General features: G+C 70.9%; 21 protein-coding genes. 18 read left to right on the top strand and 3 right to left on the bottom strand.

All coding sequences use genetic code 11. The annotated features are described in order from the left end of the window. The first annotated feature begins 21 nt into the window (after positions 1–21). Complete coding sequence (locus ABZ904_RS20220) at positions 22–1,497, top strand: gluconate:H+ symporter (RefSeq protein ID WP_361824810.1); 1,476 nt, start codon at positions 22–24, stop codon at positions 1,495–1,497. 68 nt (positions 1,498–1,565) lie between these two features. Then, positions 1,566–2,141: a hypothetical protein gene (locus ABZ904_RS20215; RefSeq protein WP_360995801.1), complete on the top strand. Its 576-nt coding sequence runs from the start codon at positions 1,566–1,568 to the stop codon at positions 2,139–2,141. A gap of 150 nt (positions 2,142–2,291) precedes the next feature. On the opposite strand, the gene ABZ904_RS20210 is transcribed toward ABZ904_RS20215, so the two are convergent. The 3 genes from ABZ904_RS20210 to ABZ904_RS20200 all read right to left on the bottom strand — a co-directional run bounded on the left by ABZ904_RS20210 (position 2,292) and on the right by ABZ904_RS20200 (position 6,015). Beyond that, on the bottom strand, positions 2,292–3,542 hold the full coding sequence (locus tag ABZ904_RS20210) for a hypothetical protein (protein WP_359392200.1): 1,251 nt from the start codon (positions 3,540–3,542) through the stop codon (positions 2,292–2,294). A 55-nt stretch (positions 3,543–3,597) separates the two neighbouring features. Beyond that, positions 3,598–4,113, bottom strand: a complete 516-nt coding sequence (locus ABZ904_RS20205) for a SigE family RNA polymerase sigma factor (protein ID WP_359392198.1) — start codon at positions 4,111–4,113, stop codon at positions 3,598–3,600. A 219-nt stretch (positions 4,114–4,332) separates the two neighbouring features. Then, positions 4,333–6,015, bottom strand: coding sequence for a glycoside hydrolase family 18 protein (locus tag ABZ904_RS20200; protein ID WP_361824860.1), 1,683 nt, complete (start codon positions 6,013–6,015; stop codon positions 4,333–4,335). 343 nt (positions 6,016–6,358) lie between these two features. Between ABZ904_RS20200 and ABZ904_RS20195 the strand changes: the two genes are divergently transcribed. The 16 genes from ABZ904_RS20195 (at position 6,359) to ABZ904_RS20120 (ending at position 19,935) form a co-directional block, all read left to right on the top strand. Next, on the top strand, positions 6,359–7,219 hold the full coding sequence (locus tag ABZ904_RS20195; protein ID WP_360995813.1) for a hypothetical protein: 861 nt from the start codon (positions 6,359–6,361) through the stop codon (positions 7,217–7,219). Between the two features lie 83 nt (positions 7,220–7,302). Further along, a complete protein-coding gene (gene cpaB, locus ABZ904_RS20190; protein ID WP_359392192.1) occupies positions 7,303–8,016 on the top strand; it encodes a Flp pilus assembly protein CpaB in 714 nt (237 codons plus the stop codon). A gap of 60 nt (positions 8,017–8,076) precedes the next feature. Next, positions 8,077–9,696, top strand: coding sequence for an AAA family ATPase (locus tag ABZ904_RS20185; RefSeq protein WP_361824806.1), 1,620 nt, complete (start codon positions 8,077–8,079; stop codon positions 9,694–9,696). Further along, positions 9,693–10,076, top strand: a complete 384-nt coding sequence (locus tag ABZ904_RS20180; protein WP_359392188.1) for a TadE/TadG family type IV pilus assembly protein — start codon at positions 9,693–9,695, stop codon at positions 10,074–10,076. The genes ABZ904_RS20185 and ABZ904_RS20180 overlap by 4 nt, the downstream gene beginning before the upstream one ends. 8 nt (positions 10,077–10,084) lie before the next feature. Beyond that, on the top strand, positions 10,085–11,425 hold the full coding sequence (locus ABZ904_RS20175) for a CpaF family protein (protein ID WP_359392186.1): 1,341 nt from the start codon (positions 10,085–10,087) through the stop codon (positions 11,423–11,425). Positions 11,426–11,450: 25 nt separating this feature from the next. Next, entirely contained in the window at positions 11,451–12,398 is a 948-nt protein-coding gene (locus ABZ904_RS20170; RefSeq protein ID WP_359392184.1) for a type II secretion system F family protein, read from the top strand. A 12-nt stretch (positions 12,399–12,410) separates the two neighbouring features. Continuing rightward, positions 12,411–13,301, top strand: a complete 891-nt coding sequence (locus tag ABZ904_RS20165; protein ID WP_359392182.1) for a DUF5936 domain-containing protein — start codon at positions 12,411–12,413, stop codon at positions 13,299–13,301. Continuing rightward, the gene (locus ABZ904_RS20160; protein WP_361824802.1) at positions 13,298–14,590 is read left to right on the top strand and encodes a histidine kinase; all 1,293 of its coding nucleotides are present in this window, start codon (positions 13,298–13,300) and stop codon (positions 14,588–14,590) included. Before ABZ904_RS20165 ends, ABZ904_RS20160 begins: the two co-directional genes overlap by 4 nt. Continuing rightward, entirely contained in the window at positions 14,583–15,317 is a 735-nt protein-coding gene (locus tag ABZ904_RS20155; protein WP_360995825.1) for a response regulator transcription factor, read from the top strand. The genes ABZ904_RS20160 and ABZ904_RS20155 overlap by 8 nt, the downstream gene beginning before the upstream one ends. Before the next feature lie 111 nt (positions 15,318–15,428). Further along, positions 15,429–15,635 carry a hypothetical protein gene (locus ABZ904_RS20150; RefSeq protein ID WP_361824800.1) on the top strand — a complete coding sequence of 69 codons (207 nt, stop codon included), beginning with the start codon at positions 15,429–15,431 and terminating at the stop codon, positions 15,633–15,635. Further along, complete coding sequence (locus ABZ904_RS20145; protein WP_361824857.1) at positions 15,632–16,240, top strand: pilus assembly protein TadG-related protein; 609 nt, start codon at positions 15,632–15,634, stop codon at positions 16,238–16,240. Before ABZ904_RS20150 ends, ABZ904_RS20145 begins: the two co-directional genes overlap by 4 nt. Positions 16,241–16,255: 15 nt before the next feature. Further along, a complete protein-coding gene (locus ABZ904_RS20140; protein WP_361824797.1) occupies positions 16,256–16,843 on the top strand; it encodes a hypothetical protein in 588 nt (195 codons plus the stop codon). Positions 16,844–16,849: 6 nt separating this feature from the next. Continuing rightward, positions 16,850–17,476 (top strand): OmpA family protein, encoded by a 627-nt coding sequence (locus ABZ904_RS20135; RefSeq protein WP_361824796.1) that lies wholly within the window; start codon positions 16,850–16,852, stop codon positions 17,474–17,476. Positions 17,477–17,576: 100 nt separating this feature from the next. Next, a complete protein-coding gene (locus ABZ904_RS20130) occupies positions 17,577–18,152 on the top strand; it encodes a dihydrofolate reductase family protein (protein WP_359392170.1) in 576 nt (191 codons plus the stop codon). A 40-nt stretch (positions 18,153–18,192) separates the two neighbouring features. Beyond that, positions 18,193–19,065 carry an LLM class flavin-dependent oxidoreductase gene (locus ABZ904_RS20125; RefSeq protein WP_359392168.1) on the top strand — a complete coding sequence of 291 codons (873 nt, stop codon included), beginning with the start codon at positions 18,193–18,195 and terminating at the stop codon, positions 19,063–19,065. 99 nt (positions 19,066–19,164) lie between these two features. Continuing rightward, on the top strand, positions 19,165–19,935 hold the full coding sequence (locus ABZ904_RS20120; RefSeq protein ID WP_360995833.1) for a class I SAM-dependent methyltransferase: 771 nt from the start codon (positions 19,165–19,167) through the stop codon (positions 19,933–19,935). The last annotated feature ends 179 nt before the right edge of the window (positions 19,936–20,114 follow it).

Here is a 20,114-nt window from a genome sequence, read left to right as displayed (position 1 = left end):
CAGAGTCCTTCTGTCATGTACATGTCTTTCCTGGCCGCCACCGGAACCCCTCCGCCCCCGCCCCACACCGGCGGCCTGCTCCTCCTCGTCCACGGCACCGCCGGTCTGCTCACGGTCGCCGCACTCGGTATCGCGCTGCTGCTCGTCCTGATCATCAAGCTGCGGCTCCAGCCCTTCGTGGCGCTGCTGGCGGTCTCCATAGCCGTCGGCCTCGGCGCGGGCCTGTCGGTCACCGAACTCTTCGGCACGGTCCAGCGCTCGGACGCCGTCTCCCTCATCGAGTCGGGCATGGGCGGCACCCTCGGCCATGTCGCCATCATCATCGGCCTGGGCACGATGCTCGGCGCGGTCCTCGAAGTCAGCGGCGGCGCCGAGGTGCTGGCGTCCCGGCTGCTGGGCCTGTTCGGCGAGCAGCGAGCCCCCCTCGCCATGGGCCTGACCGGTCTGATCTTCGGTATCCCGGTCTTCTTCGACGTCGGCATCTTCGTGCTCGCGCCGATCGTGTACGCGGCCGCCAAGCGCGGGGGCAAGTCGATCCTGCTCTACTGCCTGCCGCTGCTGGCCGGCCTGTCGATGACCCACGCGTTCCTGCCGCCGCACCCCGGCCCGGTGGCCGCCGCCGGTCTGCTGAAGGTCGACCTGGGCATGGTCATCCTGATGGGCATCGTCTGCGGCATCCCGGCGGTGCTGGCCGCGTGGGCGTGGTCGGCCTGGATCGGCAGGCGGATCTTCGTGCCCGTTCCGCAGGACATGGTCGAGGCGGCGGAGGAGGCGAAGACCGCTCTCGCGCTGGAACAGCGGGCGGCCGGCGTCACCCCGTCGGAGAAGCCGGTGCCGCTCGCCACCGTCTTCGCGATCATCGGTACGCCCCTGATCCTCATCCTCCTCGCGACGTTCTCCTCGATCGCCTTCGACCCGTCGACCGGACGGTCCGTGATCGAGTTCTTCGGCCACCCGTTCGTGGCGCTGACGATCGCGCTGCTGCTGGCGTACTACCTGCTGGGCATCCGCCGAGGCTGGTCCCGCAAGTCCCTGGAGGCGGTGTCCACCGCCTCCCTCAAGCCGGTCGGCAACATCCTGCTGGTGGTCGGCGCGGGCGGCATCTTCGGCTCGGTCCTCAAGGGCAGCGGGGTCGCACAGGCCCTCTCCGACACCTTCCACGACGTCGGCCTGCCGGTGCTCGTCCTCGCGTACCTGATCTCGCTCGTCCTGCGCGTGGCCCAGGGCTCGGCGACGGTGGCGATCGTCACGACAGCGGGCATCGTCGCCCCGCTGCTGTCGGAGGGCCACCACTCCCAGGCCTTCGTCGCCCTGGTCATCATGGCCATCTCGGCCGGTTCCATCTTCGCTTCGCACGTCAACGACGGGGGCTTCTGGATGGTGGCGAAGTACTTCGGCATCAGCGAGCGCGACACGCTGCGGACATGGACGGTGCTGGAGTCGGTGCTGTCGGTGGCCGGATTCGCGGCGGCCGCCGTGGTGAGTGTCTTCGTATAGCGAAGATTCGTATAACGATGCCGGGGCTGGCTGTGTCCGGCACAGGATCTTCGACCATACTGCCCGCTGTGGAGCAGCGCATTGGTTCGAGCAGCCAGCCCCTGGACGGCGCCGGTATGGACCCGGCCTTCATTCCCGGGCTCATCTCACCCGTGTCCGGCGAACCCGGGGACGCCAAGCCGGAGGACCCGGAGTCCGGGGTCGTGACCCAGGAGACCGCCTCCGACGGCGCGGTCTCCGACGCGCCGGCCGCCGAGGAGAATCCGGCCGGGGAGAAAGAGCCCGTCGAGGAGCCCGAGGAGGAGTCCCCGACGGAGTCGGAACCGGAGCGCCCCGTCTTCGAGGCCTCCGACCGCCGCGCCCGGATCGTCGCGGACCACAGCGGCGTACAACTCCGCCTGGACGACCAGGAGTGCGAGTTCCGGTGGGACGAGATCGGCGCCGTGGAGACGGAGACCTCGCGCTTCGGCAAGCGGTTCACGGTGACCGTGCACACGCCGGAGCGCCGCTGGTACCCGATCGAGATCGAGGCCGATTCCCGCTCGCGTTTCCAGGAGTGGGAGGCACGGCTCGACGAGGTCCTGGACACCTATTTCGAGGACGGCGAGGACAAGGCCGCCGTCCTCGAGAAGGCAGAGGACTGATCCGGGCCGTCAACCGCAGTACTGCGCCGCTTTCCCGATGGAGCGGTACATGCAGTTCGCGTTCTCCAGTAGTTGGAGACGCGTCCCGGTTCGTCGGACGGCGAAAGGGCCCCGGCGTTCACCCGCCGGGGCCCTTTCGGCTGCCGTACGTCAGCCCAGCGTGCGCCACTTCGCGCTGGTGGCGATGGCTTCCAGCTGCTTCATGGTGAGCACCGGGGCCGTACGCGTCGCGGACGTGTACTGGGCGCCGGAGTTGAAGGCACTGATCACCACCCGGAAGCCGCCGGGACGAATGGTGTCCACGGTCCACATGACGACCCCCTGGCCGCCCTTCTCACCGGGCCCCTGGCGCGTGGCGACCTTGGTGCCGTCGGGCAGGGTCGTGGCGCCGTCGCCGAAGAGCTGGCCCTCCACGTCCGACATGTCGGGCTGAACGTTGACCTGGACGAGGCTCGCGCCCTTTCCGTCGTCGAGGACCACATATCCGAACTCCGCGTCCGCACGGCTCTTCGAGACGGCCTCGAGCCCCTTGGGCAGCAGCGAGACCAGCGTCTTGGAGACGGAGCCGTGGGGGACGCCCTGTGTGGTGCTCGGCTCGGCCGACGGCTTCCCGGTGCTCACGGGGATGGTGTCGGCGGCCGCGCGCCACTCGGGTGCGGTGACGAGCGTCCTGAGCTGGGAGGGCGACAGCGGCGGCTCGTCCCGGGTGATGGGCGCGTCCTTCTCGGCGGGGGAGTTCCACTCCTGCACGCTGATGTGCTGCCCGGACGGCGTGACGAGTTCCGCGTTCCACAGCTTCGTGTCGACGCGGCGGTCCGGGTACTCGTACCCCTGCAGGACCATGAGCCGGGATCCGTCGGACAGCGTGGTGCTGGTGCAGGCGTCGTACGCGATGAACACCTTGTCGGGGCACTGGGTGCTCTGAACGGCCTCCTGGCCGCCGGGCTGGACTCGGGTGAGGCCGACGGCGATGCCGGCCTTGCCCTTGCCGTCGTCGTACACGAGCCGGGCGAACGGCGGCAGCCGGCCGTCCGTACCGTTCCCCGCCTCCTGGCTGAACCGCCCCTCGGGCAGCAGCTTCTGGAGGGTGCGGACCAGTTGGCCGCCCGACACGGTGGTCCGCGGCGCGGCCGAGACGGCGTGAGTGGACGGACCGGCGGCCACGGACCGCTGCTGTCCGTCCGCGCCGTGACCGGCGGGCAGGAGCATGGCCGCGCCGAGCCCCACGAGCGCGACGCCGGTCGCGCCGCCCACGACGGCGGCCCGGCCGCGCCGGATCCGCCGGCCGCGCTCCTCGCCGCCGACGACGAGGGCGTGCCGGTCGGGCTCGAAGGTGTCGCCGGCCTGCCGCAGGGCCGAGGCGAGCTGGTCCTCGAAGAGGTCGTGGTCTTCTACGGGCATGGCGAACCGCCTTTTCTGCGGGTGAGGGTTGTGGGGCAGGGGCGGGGCGGGGTGGTCAGGGGGTTGCGTACTCGCTGATGGCGCCGCCGAGGAGGGAGCGCAGCCGGGCGAGTGCGCGGACGCAGCGTGTGCGCACGGCGGCCGAGCTGGTGTTCATCGCGGCCGCGGTCTCCTCGATGCTGCGGTCCTCCCAGTAGCGCAGGACGATTACGGCCCGGTCCTTGGCGGGCAGCCGGCCGAGCGCCTCGAGCAGGGTGAGCCGCAGCGGCATGTCACCGGGCGTGTCCTGCACGGGGACGTCGGGGAGCACGTCGGTGGCGCGTTCCTTGCGGCTGCTGTGCCGCCGCTGGTGGGCGAGGAAGGTACGGGTGAGGATGGTCTGGGCGTAGCCGGCGGGGTTGTCGACGCGGGAGATCCGGCCCCAGCGGAGGTACACCCGGCCGAGGGTCTCCTGGACGAGGTCCTCGGCGAGATGGGTGTCGCCGCCGGTGAGGAGGCAGGCGGACCGGTACAGATGGCCGGCACGTGCCGCCGCGAACTCCGGGTATCCCTCGCTCCGGCCCTGCCGCATCTGTTCCCCCGGTCTCTCGGTTTCTTCCGACCGCCTTCATCTCATTGATGCGGTGGACCCGGAGAAATGTTTCAACAGACCTGTGCGGGAGGGGACACCGGCCCCGTGATCCGTCCGCCTCGCGGCCGCCATGGGGCGATCTGCCGGCGCAGACGAAAGGGGCGGGACGGCCTGCTCACGGCAAGCCGTCCCGCCCCTGAGGCGTCTGTCATTCCACCGTCACGGCAGCGCGTGCACGTGCGGTCCCACCGCGTTCGACCAGGCGTTGCCGGAGGCCGCGTCCCAGTTTGTCGACCATGTCATCGCGCCCCGCAGGTCGGGGTACGTCTTCGACGGCCGGAAGGAACCGCAGTTCGTGGTCTTCGTCAGGCAGTCCAGGGCGTTGTTCACCACCGTGGGGGAGACATAGCCGCTGCCCGCCCCGCTCGGTGAGGCCGGGACGCCGAGGCCCACCTGCGACGGGGACAGACCCCCCTCGAGCTGGATGCAGGCCAGGGCGGTCACGAAGTCCACCGAGCCCTGGCTGTAGACCTTGCCGTCGCAGCCCAGCATCGAACCGCTGTTGTAGTACTGGGTGTTGACGACGGTCAGGATGTCCTTGATGTTCAGCGCCGTCTGGAAGTACCCGTTCGACGTCGACTGCATGTCGATCGTCTGCGGGGCCATCGTGATGACCAGCGAGGAGCCCGCCTCCGAGGACAGCTGCCGCAGGGCCTGCGACATGTAGGTCGCGTTCAGGCCGTTCTCCAGGTCGATGTCCACGCCGTCGAAGCCGTAGGTCTGCATCAGGGAGTAGAGCGAGTTGGCGAAGTTCGCCGCGGAGGTGGAGTCGCTCACCGACACCGTGCCGTTCTGGCCGCCCACCGAGACGATTACCTTCTTGCCGGCCGCCTGCTTCGCCCTGATGTCCGCCTTGAACTGGTCCACGGTGTAGCCGCCGAGGCCGGCCGAGTCCAGGTTGAAGGTCACGGCGCCCGGTGTGCCCGTGGCGTCGGCGAAGGCCACCGCGATGATGTCGTACTGCGACGGGACGTCCGAGATCTTCTGGACCGTCGCGCCGTTGTTGAAGTTCTGCCAGTAGCCCGTGACCGCGTGCTTGGGGAGTGTCCCGCCGCCACCCCCGCCGGTGGCCGCGGTCGTGGCGGTCACCGGCGTCGACTTGGCCGACTCGCCCGCCGCGTTGGCCGCCGTCACCTGGAACGAGTACGAGGTCGACGGTGACAGTCCCGTCACGGTCGCGGAGGTGCCGGTGACGGCGGCCACCTTCGTGCCGCTGCGGTACACGTTGTAGCCCGTCGCGCCCGACACCGCGTTCCAGGCCAGGGAGACCGACGAGGAGGTGGTGGAAGAGACCGCGAGGCCCGTGGGGGTCGCGGGCACGGTCGGGGCCGGGTCACCGCCGCCGCCCCCGTCCGGGCCGAACACCGACACGTCGTCCGCGTAGTACGCCGCCTGTCCGTACCAGCCGTGCAGATACACCGTCACCGACGAGGTCGAGGCGCCGGTGGTGAAGGTCGTCGAGAGCTGTTTCCAGCTCGTCGAGTCCGGTGTCCAGGTCGACACGTCCGTGGTGCCGGTGCCCGTGGTTCCCAGGAACGTGTACCCGCCCTGGACCCAGGCGCTCAGCGTGTACGTCGAGTTGGGCTTGACCGCGACCGTCTGCGAGCACTGCGCGTAGTCCTGGCCCGAGGGTGTGGCCTTCAGCGCGGCAGACCCGCCGTGCGCCGGCGACGACACCGTCGTGCCGCTGCCCGCCGCACAGGTCCAGTTGGCGAGGCCCGACTCGAACCCGGCGTTCCTGGCGTTGTTCACGTCCGCGGCGGCCGCGGGACCGGCGGCCAGGAAGGAGAGGGCGAGCGCTGCGACGGCGGCCCCGGCGAGGGTTCGTCTGGGGCGGGGCATGCCTGATATGCGGTCCACTTGGGCCTCCGAGGGGGGTATGGGGGGCAGGAGGGCATTGCGGAACGGTGGCCACCGCCTGACGAAAGAATTTGGTCCAGACCAATTGGGTTGTCAAGGCCTCTGGTGATGGCAACGGCCCGGAACGAGGGTCGAGTTGACGTCTGCACGCCTACTCTGCGTTGATCACGCTCGCACCTTCGGTGAGATGATCTTCCGGATTCGGTGTTGAGCGGGGCATGCCGTGGATATGGTGCTGGTGCAGGACGATGCAATGGGACGTCACAGGGGCGATCTGAGGCGGTGGTCGACCACCCCGCCGCAGTGAACGGGGTGGTGTGCAGCCGTGCCGACCGCGATAGCCGTCACCAGTTCCGACCTGGTGCTGCCGCCGCTCGACCGGCGGACGCCGCCCGCCGCGGTCCAGCCTCAGCCCACCCTCGAACAGTCCCTGACCGGTATGCACGCACTGGTCGAGCAGCATGGCTATGTGATCGCCCTGCACCCCGCCTCCGGCGACACTCAGGCTGTGCAGCGGCTGCGTACGGTGCGCTCCGTCCTGGAGAGCGACCGCATCGCCGTCCTCGGAGTGGACCTGCCTCCCCTCGGACTGGCCCTGCTCGCCCAGCAGCTGCGGCAGCTGTCCGTCTGCGACTTCAGTCCTGGGGTGCTGGCCTCGTCCGCGCGGCTGCTCGCCCACTACATCTACGCGGGCGCCCTCCTCGGTTCGGTCGCCAAGCTCGACCACGTCCCCGTCCCGCTGGCCTCACACGCCAAGTCATGGGTGCCGGGCGCCCAGTTCGGCGTGCTCGCCCATCCCCGGCCGCTGCTCGTACGGGCCGGGCAGGAGGAGTTGCCCGGCCCCGAGTTCGGTACCCGGATGTTGGTCGCCGCCGGTCAGCCGCCCTCGGACTGGGTCACCGCCCGCCTCGCGCCCGCCTGGCGCGTCCAGGGTGTCGCGACCGTGCCGCTGCCGGAGATGTCCGGGCGGTGGTGGGGGACCGGCCGGCTCGTCGAGTTCGCGGCGGGCCTGCACGACGTGTCCGTGCTCTACCACCTCGTCTCGTCGGTACGACGCGAGGTCTGCCACTGGTGCGGGCTGGAGCTCATCGGCGACCGCTGCGGGTTCTGCGCGGCGCCCCTGCCCCCGCCGCCCGCACAGCAGCCGGTCACCGCTGCCCGCGCCCTGCCACGGGGCGGCACGTAACCCCGAAGGCACAACTCCACAGCACGACCGCACGACCGCTCGACCGCCCGTCCCCCACCGCTCCGATCGAGGTTGTCCGCGTCATGAACTCACGCCAGCGCCGTGGCGTCATCCTGCTGGTCCTCTCGGCCCTCGCCGCCGTCGGCGCCTTCGCCGGAGTGCTGTCGGTGATCCGCGACGTGAACTCGAAGGTCGGCCCCGAGGTCACGGCGTACCGCCTCAAGAGCGACATCGCGCCGTACAAGGAGCTCACGGCCGACCAGTTCGAGCGGATAGCCATGCCCGGACGCTGGCTGTCCGCGACCGCCGTCACCAGCCTCACGCAGATCCGCGGCAAGATCGCGGTGACCCGGCTGGAGAAGGGCTCCCTGCTCCAGACCGACATGATCGTCGACCGGCCCGAACTCCAGCCCGGACAGCAGGAGATCGCCATCATGATCGACGCCTCGACCGGTGTGGCCGGCAAGATCGACCCCGGCTCCCGGGTCAACATCTACGCCACCTTCAAGGCCGCCAACGAGAAGAGCAAGGACGAGTCCAAGGTCATCGTGACCAACGCCCGTGTCCTCGACGTCGGCAAGCTCACCGCGCTCGACCCGGGCCAGTCCAGCGACGAACGGCGCCGCAACGCCACCGAGGCCGTCCCCATCACCTTCGCGCTCGACACGGCCGACGCCCAGCGGGTGGCCTACGCCGAGTCGTTCGCCGAACACGTACGGCTCGCCCTGGTCGCGGGCGGTACCCAGACCGCGGTCGCCCCGGGAGACCGCACCTACACCCTCGACCAGGACAAGTAGGAGGCCGCGCATGAGGTCCGTCCCCGTGCCCAGCGGGCCTGTCCCCCTGAGGTGCCGCCGATGACCATCCGTATCCTCTCCGCCGTCGGCGACCTGGACACGGCCCGCTCGCTCACCACCCTGCTGAGCCGGCTCGACGACGCCGAACCCGCACCGCCGGTCCACGACTCCACGGCCCTGCTCGACACTCTGGCCCGGCTGGCCGGCGAGTCCCTCGACGAACTGCCCGAGGTCGTGCTCGTGCACGAGCGGATCGGTCCGGTCCCCGCGCTCGAACTCATCCGCGATCTGGTGCTGCGGTTCCCCGCGGTCGGGGTCGTTCTCATCACCGCCGACACGAGCACGGGCGTGCTCACCGCCGCGATGGACTCCGGCGCCCGCGGCATCGTCACCCTGCCCCTCGGCTACGACGCCCTCGCCGAACGCGTCCAAGCCGCCGCCGCCTGGTCGGTGGGCATGCGGCGCCACCTGGGCAGCGGCACACCGGAGCTGTACGCCGGCGCGGGCGGGACGGTGGTCACGGTGACCGGGGCCAAGGGCGGTGTGGGAGCGACGGTCACCGCCGTCCAGCTGGCGCTCGCCGCACGCGCCTCGGGCCGCACGGTCGCGCTGGTCGACCTCGACCTGCAGTCCGGGGACGTCGCCTCCTACCTGGACGTCCAGTTCCGCCGCTCGGTGGCGGACCTCGCCGGGATCACGGACATCAACCCCCGGGTCCTCCAGGACGCGCTCTACACCCACGACAGCGGCATCGGGCTCCTCCTCGCCCCCGCCGAGGGGGAGCGAGGCGAGGAGGTCACGGACCGGGTGACCCGCCAGATCCTCGGCACCCTGCGCTCCCGCCACGACGTCGTGGTCGTCGACTGCGGCTCCCAGATGAACTCCGCCACCGCCGCGGCCGTCGAGGTCGCCGACCAGGCGCTGCTGCTCGTGACCCCGGACGTGATCGCGGTCCGCGCCGCTAAACGGATGGTGCGCCTGTGGGACCGGCTCCAGATCCGCAAGGCCGAGGAGACCGTCACCGTCGTCAACCGCCACTCACGCGGTACGGAGATCCAGCCCGCCCTCGTCGAACGCGTCACCGGCACGAAGGTGGCCCGCGCCTCGGTCCCGGCGTCCTTCAAGGAACTCCAGCCCGTCGTCGACGCCGGACGGCTCCAGGACCTCGACGCCCGCTCCGCCGTGAAGCAGGCGCTGTGGTCGCTGGCGGGAGAGCTGGACCTGGTCACGGCGCACGAGGGCGGAGGCGGCCGGAGGCGCAAGGTGTCCTTGGACCGGGGAGCGCTGAGCCTGTGGCGCAAAGGCGGCGACCGGGGCTCGGTGACCCTGGAGTTCGCCGGCATGTTCCCGCTCGTCCTGGTCGTGATGGCGCTCCTGTGGGAGTGCGCCCTGTACGGCTACACGTACTCGCTCGCGGGCAACGCGGCGGACGAGGCGGCACGGGCGGCCACGGCGGCGTACGCGGTGGACGGCGACTGGACCGGGGCGTGCGCGTCGGCGGGCGCCAGACATCTGCCGGGCGCGTGGAGCGGGGCACAGATCCGCTGCACGCCGGACCCGGGCGGCCCGGTGATGAGGGCGACGGTCGAGGCGGACGTCCCCCTGTTCTTCCCGGGCGTCGACCCGGGCTGGCGGGTGGACGGCAGCGCGGGCGCGGCGCTCGAGGGGAACCGGCCATGAGAGTGCCGCCGAGGGCTCGTCTCCGCGACGACCGGGGCGTCTCGATGCTGGAGTTCGCCGGATACCTGCCCATCCTCCTCGTCATCGGCATGGCCGCCGTCCAGCTCGGGCTCATCGGCTACGGCATCAGCCAGGCCGGCACCGCCGCACGGGCCGCGGCCCGTGTCGCCTCGCAGAACGGCGACGGTCAAACGGCGGGCACGGCGGCCGTCAGCGGCTGGCTCAGTCCCCGCGTGGACGCCCCCAAAGGCGCCGGCACCACCACCGCCACCGTCACTGTCCGCGTGCCCGCCGTCATCCCCCTCTTCGGCGGCTGGACCGTGACCCGCCACGCCACCATGCCCAACGACCCCGACCCCGGTACCCCGGAGAGGAGCTGACGACGGACATGAGCCTGCGCTCCCGTATCGCCGCCCCCGACGACGGCGGGGCCGACCGCGAGGACGGACACCTCGTCGCGGTCTACCGCGCCAAACTCCTCGAAGAGATCGACCTCGCCGAGATGTCGGGCCTCGCGGCGGCCGAACGCAGGGTCCGCCTGGAGCGCGTCCTCGGGCACATCATCAGCCGGGAGGGGCCGGTCCTCTCCTCCGCCGAGCGCTCCCAGCTGATCCGGCGGGTCGTCGACGAGGCCCTCGGCCTGGGCGTCCTCGAACCGCTCCTCGCCGACGCGTCCATCACCGAGATCATGGTCAACGGCCCGGACTCGATCTTCGTGGAGCGGGCCGGCCGTGTCGAGCAGCTCCCGCTGCGCTTCGCCTCCACCGAGCAGCTGATGCAGACGATCGAGCGCATCGTCTCCACGGTCAACCGCCGGGTCGACGAGTCCAACCCGATGGTCGACGCCCGCCTGCCCACCGGTGAACGCGTCAACGTCATCATCCCGCCGCTCGCCCTGACCGGACCCACTCTCACCATCCGCCGCTTCCCGCGCGCCTACACGCTCCCCGAACTCATCGGCCTCGGCTCCCTCGACGAGCAGATGCTGATGCTGCTCGCCGCCTTCGTCCGCGCCCGCTTCAACCTCATCGTCAGCGGCGGTACGGGCACCGGGAAGACCACCCTGCTCAACGCCCTGTCCGGGCTGATCCCGGCCCACGAGCGCATCATCACCATCGAGGACTCGGCCGAACTCCAGCTCCAGCAGGAGCATGTGATCCGCCTGGAGTCCCGCCCCCCGAACGTCGAGGGCAAGGGCCGGATCACCATCCGCGACCTGGTCCGCAACAGCCTCCGGATGCGCCCCGACCGGATCATCGTCGGTGAGGTCCGCGGCGGCGAGACGCTCGACATGCTCCAGGCGATGTCCACGGGCCACGACGGGTCGCTGGCCACGGTCCACGCCAACTCGGCGGAGGACGCGCTGATGCGGTTGCAGACCCTCGGCTCGATGTCCGAGGTGCTGATCCCCTTCGAGGCGCTCAAGGACCAGATCAACGCGGCGGTCGACGTGATCGTGCAGCTCGCGAGGTACGCCGACGGCTCCCGCAAGGTCGTGGAGATCGCGCTCGTCGTCTCCCACGGCCGCGAGCAGTTCCGGGTGGCCACCGTGTCCCGTTTCGTGCCCCAGCCCCTCGCCGCCGACCGGATCGTCCGCGGCCGCTTCGAGCATCTGCCGCTGCCCCGGGCGGTCGCGGAGAAGTTGTACGTCGCCAACGAGCCGCTCCCGCCGGCCTTCGGCGTGGCGGAGGCCATCGACGCACGGAACACGAGGCAGGCCATCGGATGAACCCCGTCCACCTCAGGAGCGAGCCATGACCGACCCCGCTCTCCTCGCCCTCGGCGCCACCGTCCTCACCGGGACGCTCGCCGCGGCCGGCGTGCACGCGTACGCCTCCGGCCGCGCCCAGCGCCAGGCGCTCGTCGACCGGCTCTCCGGCGACACGGCGGGCCCCCTGCGCACGGCGGGCGGCCGGGTACGGCGGTTCACGGCCATCGACCGCAGGCTGCGCCGCACCCGTCTCGGCCGCGCCGTCCACCTGCGCCTCTCTTCGACGGGGCTCGACCTGACGGCGGGGGAGTTCGTCACCTACGTCACCGCCGTCGTCGTCGCGCTCTGGCTGATCGCCGCGACGACCCTGGCCCCCTTCTTCGGCCCGATCGCCGCTCTGGTAGGGGTGTGGAGCGCGGCCGTCTTCCTCAACTGGCAGCGGCAGAAACGCATCGAGGCCTTCATCAACCAGCTCCCGGACGTGGCGCGCCTCCTGGCCAACGCCACGGCCGCCGGACTCGCCCTGCGCACGGCCCTCGCCATGGCGGCCGAGGAACTCGAGGCCCCCGCCGGCGAGGAACTCGCCCGGGTCGCCGACCAGCTGACGCTGGGCCGCTCGGTCGACGACGCCCTGAACGAACTGGCCGAGCGACTCCCCTCCCGGGAGCTGATCGTCCTCGTGACCACGCTCGTCCTGGCCAACAAGGCGGGCGGCTCGGTGGTGAACTCGCTGCGCAACCTCACCCAGACCCTGGAGGACCGCAAGGAGACCCGGCGCGAGGTCCGCACGATGCTCTCCGAGGTCAACGCCACGGCGTTCACGGTCCCGCTGCTGGGCCTCGGCTCGCTCGTCCTGGTCAACTCCTCGAACGAGGGCGCCCTCGCCCGTGTCACCGGCTCCCCCATCGGCCAGGGCCTGGTCCTGCTGGCGCTCGGCCTCTACACGGTCGGCTTCTTCGTCATCCGCCGCCTCGGCAAGATCGAAGTGTGAGGGGAGGTCACCATGCTGCCGCTGTTTCTCGCCCTGCTGATGGCCGTCTCGGTCGCCGGGATCCTCCTCGGCGTCCGTATGATCCGCGCCGACGCCAAACTGCCCAGCGATCTCTCGCTGGCCCTTGAAGTGGGTGCCACCCGTGTGTCCCGGGCGGGATCGGCGGTCGACCGGCTCGGGATGCGCTTCGCCCCTCTCGTCCTACGGCTGATGGGCCCGCGCCGCATCGACGAGAAACGCCGGCGCATCGACATGGCCGGCAATCCCGGCGGCCTCACCCTGCACCGGTACGCCGCCCGACGGGCGGTGTACGGCATCTTCGGCCTCCTGATGGGCCTGATCTTCCTCACCAACGGCCATCCGCTGCTCGCCGTCGGCACCTTCGCCTTCGGGCTGCTCGCCGCCGACGCGCTGATCCGGCAGGCCGTCCGCGAGCGCAAGGACGTCATCGACCGCACGCTGCCTGACTTCCTGGACGTCCTCGCGGTCGTCGTCTCGGCGGGACTCGGCTTCCGCCAGGCCCTGGACCGGGTGGCGGAGAAGTACGAGGGGCCATGGGCGGACGAACTGCGCATCACCCTGCGCCAGATGGACATGGGGGTCAGCCGCCGCCAGGCCTTCGACGAACTGCGCCGGCGCAACTCCTCCGAGCAGGTCGCCCAGTTCGTGTCGGCCCTGCAACAAGGGGAGGAGCTCGGCTCCCCGATCGCGGAGACCCTGATCCAGCTGGCCACGGACATGCGGCGCACGGACGCCCAGAACGCCCGCCGCCGCGCCGCGAAGACGATCCCCAAGGCCACGTTGGTCACCCTGGTCTTCATGCTCCCTGCGACGATGATCCTCATCGCCACAGGCATGTTCCTGGGCTCCGGCACGGACTTCGGATCGATTCTGGGCCGATGATGAGCAGCCGCACCCCGCGCCCCACACCCGGGTACCTGGAGGACGACGCCCCGCCCCCGGCCAGCGTCCGCCTCCAGCTGAACGCGCTGCAGTCCCTGTGCCGCCAGACCGTGGCGGTACGTCTCGCCATGGTCGTGATCGGCACCCCCTTCGCCCTGGCCAACACCCCCGACGGTGTGCCGCGATATGCCGTCCTCGCCTCCGCCGTCCTCGGCGTCATGACCTCCTACGCCCTGCTGCGCGACTGGGAGAGGGTGGGCCCGCGCCTGCTGGCCCACCCGACGCTGATGGCGCTGGACCTCCTCTTCGTCGCCACGCTCCTGGTGACCGCCTCTCCAGCCTCGCCGCTCGCGTACGCCACCGTCTGCACTCCGCTCCTGTCCGGCCTGCTGTACGGCTGGCGCGGCGCGGGCGTCTTCACCGGCCTCCAACTGGTCGTGGTGCTCTCCACGTTCCGCGCCTGGGAGCACCGTCCCGGCGCCGGTGTCAGCACCCTCCTCGTCGCCGGATTCTGCGTGGCCGCGGGCATCATCGGTGTGACCCTGCGCAATCTGCTGTTCCGCTTCGGCGCGGCCGGCGAGGCGCTGTCCGAGGCGGACGCGCGGCTGGCGGCGGCGGAGGCCGTCGAGTCCGAGAGGGCCCGGCTCGCCCGGGAGATGCACGACTCGGTGGCGAAGACCCTGCACGGCCTGGCGCTGGCGGCGGACGCCCTCGCGGCCTCCGCCGACCACTGCGACCCCGGCACGCTCAAGCGCCAGGCGAACCTGGTGGCGGGCGCGGCACGCAGGGCGGCGGCGGAGTCCCGGGACCTGCTGTCGGACCTGCGGCGCCGTACGGACCTCACGACGACGCGTCCGGACCTGACAGTCGAACTCAATTGCGCCATCGCGGAGTTCACCGCACGTACGACGACCGAAGTCGAACTGTCGGCACCCCAGTCCCCGATCCCGCTCCCGTACGCGACGGCGCACCACGTGCTGGCGATCGTCTCGGAGGCGCTCGAGAACACGCACCGCCATGCCCACGCGACCCGCGTACGGGTCGAGCTCACCACCGCCGACGACGAGGCCCTGGACCTCCGCGTGCAGGACGACGGCGTCGGCCCGCCTCCGGCGACCGCACCCGAGGACCTGGCGAAAACCGGCCACTTCGGTCTGCTCGGCATGTCGGAGCGCGCCACGTCCCTGGGCGGCCGCCTCTGCCTGGGCCGTTCCCCGCTCGGGGGCGCCGAGATCCATCTGCACGTCCCCCTCTGCGCCACCCCCCAAGAGGAGGCCGCACATGCCTGACCAGGCGCTTCCCGGCCCGCCCCTGCGTGTCCTCGTGGCCGACGACAACCCGGTCGTCCGCGCGGGACTGACCGCACTGCTGTCCGTCCATCCCGACATCGAGGTGGTCGCGGAGGCGGCGGACGGTGAACAGGCCCTCGCGCTCGCCGGCCGCCACCGCCCCGAGGTCGTCCTCCTGGACGTCCGCATGCCCGGCACGGACGGCCTGACGGCACTGCCCGAACTGGCCCGTCTGGCCCCCGTGATGATGCTGACGTACAGCACGGAGCCGGAGGTGGTGGCCGAGGCGCTGCGCCGCGGGACCTCCGGCTATCTGGTGCACGGCGAGTTCACGGCGGCCGAACTGATCGAGGCGGTACGGGGGCTGAGGGAGGGCCGTCGCTGCCCTGTCTCGTCTTCGCTCGGCGCTTCGTACCAACCGGGGGAAACTTCTTCGCAGATGCAACCAGTTGTGGCACAGTCTTCGAAGGCCCGGCCCGTCCGCAGGGCGAGCCTGCGGCGCCGGGCCGCGGGGTGGCTGGACTTCGGTCTGAGCGCGAGGGAGGTGGAGGTCATGGATCTCATCGCGTCCGGAATGAACAACCGGCAGATCGCCGCCACTTGCTTCATCAGTGAGAAGACGGTCAAGAACCACATCAATCGCATCTTCGCAAAGCTGCACAGTACGTCGCGCAGCCAGGCGATCGCCCGGTGGCTGGGGACGGCGGGGGAGGGGTGGGCCCGATGACCGGCAGGAGACGGGGAAGTTGGGCCCCTGGACCCACTCGGAGTGAGGGCTCTTTCACGTACGGTGCGTTGGTTGACGGCATCCGCATCGGGCGGGAGGGGACGGACCGTGATGACCAGAGCCAGACACAGGATCGGCGCGTGGGGGCGGACCGTGGCATCCCGGATGCGGGGGGATGCCGGGGCGGGGTTCGTGGAGTACGCCGGGCTGATGATCATCATTGCGGGGATCTTCACGCTGATCGACCAGATCGGCCTGGATGGAATGATCTCCGGGGCGATCAGGACCGCCGTCACGTCGGTGACGGGTGGCGGCTGACGCGGCCGAACCCCTGCGGCGACCGAGGGCAGACGCTCCCCCTCTACATCTGGCTGACGGGGATCCTGCTGTTCGTCGCGTTCGCATTCTTCGTCTTTGCTCAGGCAGCGTCCGCCCGCAACGGTGCTCAATCTGCGGCGGACGCTGCCGCATTGGCAGCCGCGCAGGACTCCCGCGACGAACTGATGACCGGCCTGCAAGAAGCGATCGGCCATGACGACGACTGGCTGGACTGGCTCCATGGCAACGGCTTCCAGGGGGCGGGAGCGACGGCAGCGGCCGAGCGGCTGGCCGCTGCGAACGACTCGACGGTCCAGGGCGGTGCCGTACCGACCACAGTGAACGGCTATCCCGGATACCGGGTGGCGATCGAGACGCGCTACACGGTCGGTGAGTCCATCATTCCGGGCACGGAGACGCAGCACGCCAGGGCTGAAGCCACTGCGGTGATCGAGCCGCGCTGCACGTTCGCGTCGGACGCCGACCCCAAGAAGGCCGTGGAGCTGGACTGTGACGGCCGGTTTGTCGACATCGACCCCCAAGATTTCCGTTCGGACGACCTCCCCGACGCGTCCGTGCTGTTCTCTGTGCATCTGGCCGAGTGAGAGGAAGCCGCACCGATGGATATCCGGCACACCATGACGGGCCGCAGGGCGCTGTCCACGGTGGCGATCACGACCGGGCTGCTCCTCACGATGGTCGGCTGCGGTAGCGGGGGCGACGACAAGCCCGGCGCGTCCTCGCCGTCGGCCGAGTCCACGGCGAAGGGCGGCGGCCAGAGCAAGCAGTCCTCCACGCAGGCCGCGGACAACGTGCTCGCTGAGGTGAAGAGCGGTGACATCACGCTCACCGTCACCTCCGCGGAGCGTGACCAGGGCGGCTTCGTGACCGTGAGCGGGACGGTCACCAACAACGGCGGACAGTTCTGGATCGCGTCGAACTGGCGCGGCGACGAGCGCGAGCTGAGCAGGAACGGCGCCTCACTGGCTGGTGCGTCCCTCGTCGACAGCAAGGGCAAGAAGAAGTATCTGGTTCTGCGTGACACCCAAGGTCGCTGTCTCTGCACCAAGTTCGACGGCGGAGGCGTGAACGCGGGGCAGTCGGCGGACTGGTTCGCCCAGTTCCCCGCTCCGCCCGAAGGCACCACCGACGTCGACTTCCAGGTCGGTGCCATGCCCCCCGCCTCCATCCAGATCTCCGAGGGGTGACCTGCCGTGGCCCCCGCCCCGCGCTCCGCCGCGGCCGTCCTCGCGGCCGCTCTCACGCTCCTCACCCTGACCGGAGCCCCCCCGGCCACCGCCGACGACAACCCCAGCGCACCCCCCGGCAGCGTCACCACCTCCCCGCCCCCCTCCGTCGACCCCACCAGCCCGGGGCTGAAGCTCGCCGACGGGGCCACGCTCGCGCCCGCCAAGGTGCTGGACATCAAGTCCGTCGTGGAGGACCTCGGCGGCGAGGAGCGGCGGGAGGACACCAATGAGAACGTCACCTTCGCGCTGCAGGCCGAGGTGCTGTTCCCCAAGGACAGCGCCAAGCTGAACCCGGAGGCCCGCTCCCGCATCGACGCCATCGCGGACGAGGTCAAGAAGCAGAACGCGACGAACGTCCGTGTCTTCGGTTTCACCGACAACCTCGGCAGCTACGCCCACGGCCTGGTCCTCTCCAAGCAGCGCGCGGAGGCGGTGCACGACCGGCTGGCCGCGAGCCTCGGCGGCGACGTCACCTTCGAGGTGCGCGGCTACAGCGAGGACTACCCGATCGCCGACAACTCCTCCGAGGAGGGCAGGCGCAAGAACCGTCGCGTGGAAGTGTCGTTCCCAAGGGGGGACACGGCTTCGTAGGCGTGCGCGGATTCCGCCGGAGCAGCCTCCGCGCCCACGCGGCGCTGCTGCGCGATGCTCGTGCCGTCCAGTCGGTGGCCGTCGGAACCGGGAGTTGCCCATGCGAAAGATCGTCCTGATGATGTCCGTGTCCCTGGACGGCTATATCGAGGGCCCGAACCGCGAGATCGACTGGCACCTGGTCGACGACGAGCTGCACCAGCACTTCAACGATGTGCTCAAGGACATGGGGGCCTTTCTCAACGGCCGCGTGACCTACCAGCTCATGGCCGACTTCTGGCCCACCGCCGACTCCGATCCGCACCGCTCGGGGCCCATGGTCGAGTACGCCCGGATCTGGCGGAACATGCCGAAGATCGTGTTCTCCCGGACCCTCGAGCACGCCGCCTGGCACACCACCGTCGTCCGGGACGTCGTCGTGGACGACATCCTCGCGCTCAAGGCGCAGGACGGAGGCGACCTCGCGCTCGGCGGCGCCGCCCTCGCCGCCGAGTTCCTGCGGCACGACCTGGTGGACGAGTTCCGGATCTACGTCCACCCGATCCTCGTCGGCCGCGGTCAGCGTCTCTTCCCCGAGACCGACGCGCTGACGGCCCTGCGCCTGATCGACTCGCGCCGGTTCGGCAACGGTGTCGTGCTCCTGCACTACGAGCGCCCGCAGCCGGACGAACGGTAAACCTGTTGTCCCGCCCGGGTCCGCTCGATAGGAAGACCGCATGACTGGAATCGGTGCTGTGTTCCGGCCCCAACTGCCGCCCGAGCGGCTGCGCGGGATCGCGCGGCTCGCGGACGAGGCGGGCCTTGAGGAGCTGTGGCTGTGGGAGGACTGCTTCCTGGAGGGAGGGATCTCCGCCGCGTCCGCCGCGCTCGCCTGGACCGAGCGGCTGCGGGTCGGCATCGGACTGCTGCCGGTGCCGCTGCGGAACGTCGCGGTGACCGCGATGGAGGCGGCCACCCTTGAACGGATGTTCCCCGGGCGGGCGATCGTCGGTGTGGGGCACGGCGTGCAGAGCTGGATGGAGCAGGTCGGGGCCCGCGCCGAGTCGCCGGTGACGCTGCTGGGCGAGTATCTCGACGCGCTGCGGGCCCTGCTGCGCGGTGAGAGTGTCACCACCGACGGGCGGTACGTGAGACTGGACGGCGTGGCGCTGGACTGGCCGCCCGCGCAGGCGGTCCGCGTCCTCGCCGGTGCCACAGGACCGCGCACCCTGCGCCTGTCCGGCGCGGCGGCCGACGGGACCGTCCTCACCGCTTCCACGGCACCCGAGGGCGTACGGAGGGCCCGTCAGCTCATCGACGAGGGGCGCGAGTCCGCGGGCCGCACCGACCCCCACCACATCGTCGTCTACCTGCGCACCGCCACCGGCCCGGACGCCGCCGCCCGGCTGCGCGCCGAGATCGAGGCGGACGGGGAGGACCCGGTACCGGAGCACGGGGTGGCCGGGGACGCGGCCGCGGTCGCCGAGGCCGTCCGGCGACTCGCCGACGCGGGCGCCGACACCGTCGTCCTCCAGCCGACCGCGGACGAGCCGGACCCGGAGGCGTTCATTCGGTTCGCGGCCCACGAGGTGCGCCCGCTGGTGTCGTGACCGCGGGCCCGTGGGCCGGGGCCGGTTGTCCGTCCGTGCGGTCGGCCGGCCCGGGAAATTCGGTCGCGGTTCCTTCCCGGGCGCTGGGACGATCGCCGCATGACGACCAGCCGTACCTACGAAGACCTCGTCAAGGAAGCCGTCGACGCGTCCGTCGACGGCTGGGACTTCTCCTGGTTCGAGGGCCGGGCCACGGAGGAGCGGCCTCCGTGGGGGTACGCGCGTTCGATGGCGGAGCGGCTCGCCGTGGCGTCGGCCGCGCTCGACGTTCAGACCGGAGGCGGCGAGGTCCTGGCCTCCGCCCCTTCGCTGCCGCCGCTGACCGCGGCCACCGAGGGATGGCCGCCCAACGTCGCCAGGGCCACCGCTCTGCTCCATCCGCGCGGCGCCGTGGTCGTCGCCTCGCCCGAGGACGCGTCGCTGCCTTTCGCCGAAGGCGCCTTCGACCTCGTCACCAGCCGGCACCCGGTACGCACGTACTGGCCCGAGATCGCCCGTGTGCTGCGTCCCGGCGGTACGTACTTCTCCCAGCAGGTCGGCCCGGCGAGCGCCGTCGAGGTCGTCGAGTACTTCCTCGGGCCGCAGCCGCCGGAGGTCCGCGACGCGCGCGACCCCGAGCGGGCACGGGCCCGGGCCGAAGAGGCCGGTCTCGAGGTCACCGGCCTTCAGGAGGCCCGGCTGCGCATGGAGTTCCATGACATCGGGGCCGTGGTCCACTTCCTGCGCAAGGTGATCTGGATGGTCCCGGACTTCACCGTGGACCGGTACGAGCCCCAACTGAGGTCCCTGCACGCACGGATCGAGTCCGAGGGGCCCTTCGTCGCGTACAGCACGCGATTCCTGATAGAGGCCCGCAAGCCGGGCGGGTGAGACCGGGGGCCGTCCGAGCAGACGGGACTTGGGCGTCCTGAGGGTGAGACGGATGTCCACATACCGGGACCGTTCACCTGAGGTTGTCACATCGTTATCGGATCCGCTTCGAACCGGGTCCGCCGCTCACGTAAGTTCAGACCAAGGCAATTCGCGTCAGCAAAGCTGCGCGGCACGGC

Source organism: Streptomyces sp. NPDC046900 (assembly GCF_040644975.1).
Classification (GTDB): Bacteria; Actinomycetota; Actinomycetes; order Streptomycetales; family Streptomycetaceae; genus Streptomyces.
Note: the sequence above shows the minus strand (reverse complement) of the source record. Positions and strands in the feature narration are given on the sequence as shown.

What these genes read in the sequence shown, in the direction of transcription:
- ABZ904_RS20220 (WP_361824810.1), top strand. Translation starts at nt 22, where the DNA reads ATGTCTTTCCTGGCCGCCACCGGAACCCCTCCGCCCCCGCCCCACACC.
- ABZ904_RS20210 (WP_359392200.1), bottom strand. Translation starts at nt 3,542, where the DNA reads ATGCCCGTAGAAGACCACGACCTCTTCGAGGACCAGCTCGCCTCGGCC.
- ABZ904_RS20205 (WP_359392198.1), bottom strand. Translation starts at nt 4,113, where the DNA reads ATGCGGCAGGGCCGGAGCGAGGGATACCCGGAGTTCGCGGCGGCACGT.
- ABZ904_RS20200 (WP_361824860.1), bottom strand. Translation starts at nt 6,015, where the DNA reads ATGCCCCGCCCCAGACGAACCCTCGCCGGGGCCGCCGTCGCAGCGCTC.
- cpaB (WP_359392192.1), top strand. Translation starts at nt 7,303, where the DNA reads ATGAACTCACGCCAGCGCCGTGGCGTCATCCTGCTGGTCCTCTCGGCC.
- ABZ904_RS20185 (WP_361824806.1), top strand. Translation starts at nt 8,077, where the DNA reads ATGACCATCCGTATCCTCTCCGCCGTCGGCGACCTGGACACGGCCCGC.
- ABZ904_RS20180 (WP_359392188.1), top strand. Translation starts at nt 9,693, where the DNA reads ATGAGAGTGCCGCCGAGGGCTCGTCTCCGCGACGACCGGGGCGTCTCG.
- ABZ904_RS20175 (WP_359392186.1), top strand. Translation starts at nt 10,085, where the DNA reads ATGAGCCTGCGCTCCCGTATCGCCGCCCCCGACGACGGCGGGGCCGAC.
- ABZ904_RS20170 (WP_359392184.1), top strand. Translation starts at nt 11,451, where the DNA reads ATGACCGACCCCGCTCTCCTCGCCCTCGGCGCCACCGTCCTCACCGGG.
- ABZ904_RS20165 (WP_359392182.1), top strand. Translation starts at nt 12,411, where the DNA reads ATGCTGCCGCTGTTTCTCGCCCTGCTGATGGCCGTCTCGGTCGCCGGG.
- ABZ904_RS20160 (WP_361824802.1), top strand. Translation starts at nt 13,298, where the DNA reads ATGATGAGCAGCCGCACCCCGCGCCCCACACCCGGGTACCTGGAGGAC.
- ABZ904_RS20155 (WP_360995825.1), top strand. Translation starts at nt 14,583, where the DNA reads ATGCCTGACCAGGCGCTTCCCGGCCCGCCCCTGCGTGTCCTCGTGGCC.
- ABZ904_RS20150 (WP_361824800.1), top strand. Translation starts at nt 15,429, where the DNA reads ATGACCAGAGCCAGACACAGGATCGGCGCGTGGGGGCGGACCGTGGCA.
- ABZ904_RS20140 (WP_361824797.1), top strand. Translation starts at nt 16,256, where the DNA reads ATGGATATCCGGCACACCATGACGGGCCGCAGGGCGCTGTCCACGGTG.
- ABZ904_RS20130 (WP_359392170.1), top strand. Translation starts at nt 17,577, where the DNA reads ATGCGAAAGATCGTCCTGATGATGTCCGTGTCCCTGGACGGCTATATC.
- ABZ904_RS20125 (WP_359392168.1), top strand. Translation starts at nt 18,193, where the DNA reads ATGACTGGAATCGGTGCTGTGTTCCGGCCCCAACTGCCGCCCGAGCGG.
- ABZ904_RS20120 (WP_360995833.1), top strand. Translation starts at nt 19,165, where the DNA reads ATGACGACCAGCCGTACCTACGAAGACCTCGTCAAGGAAGCCGTCGAC.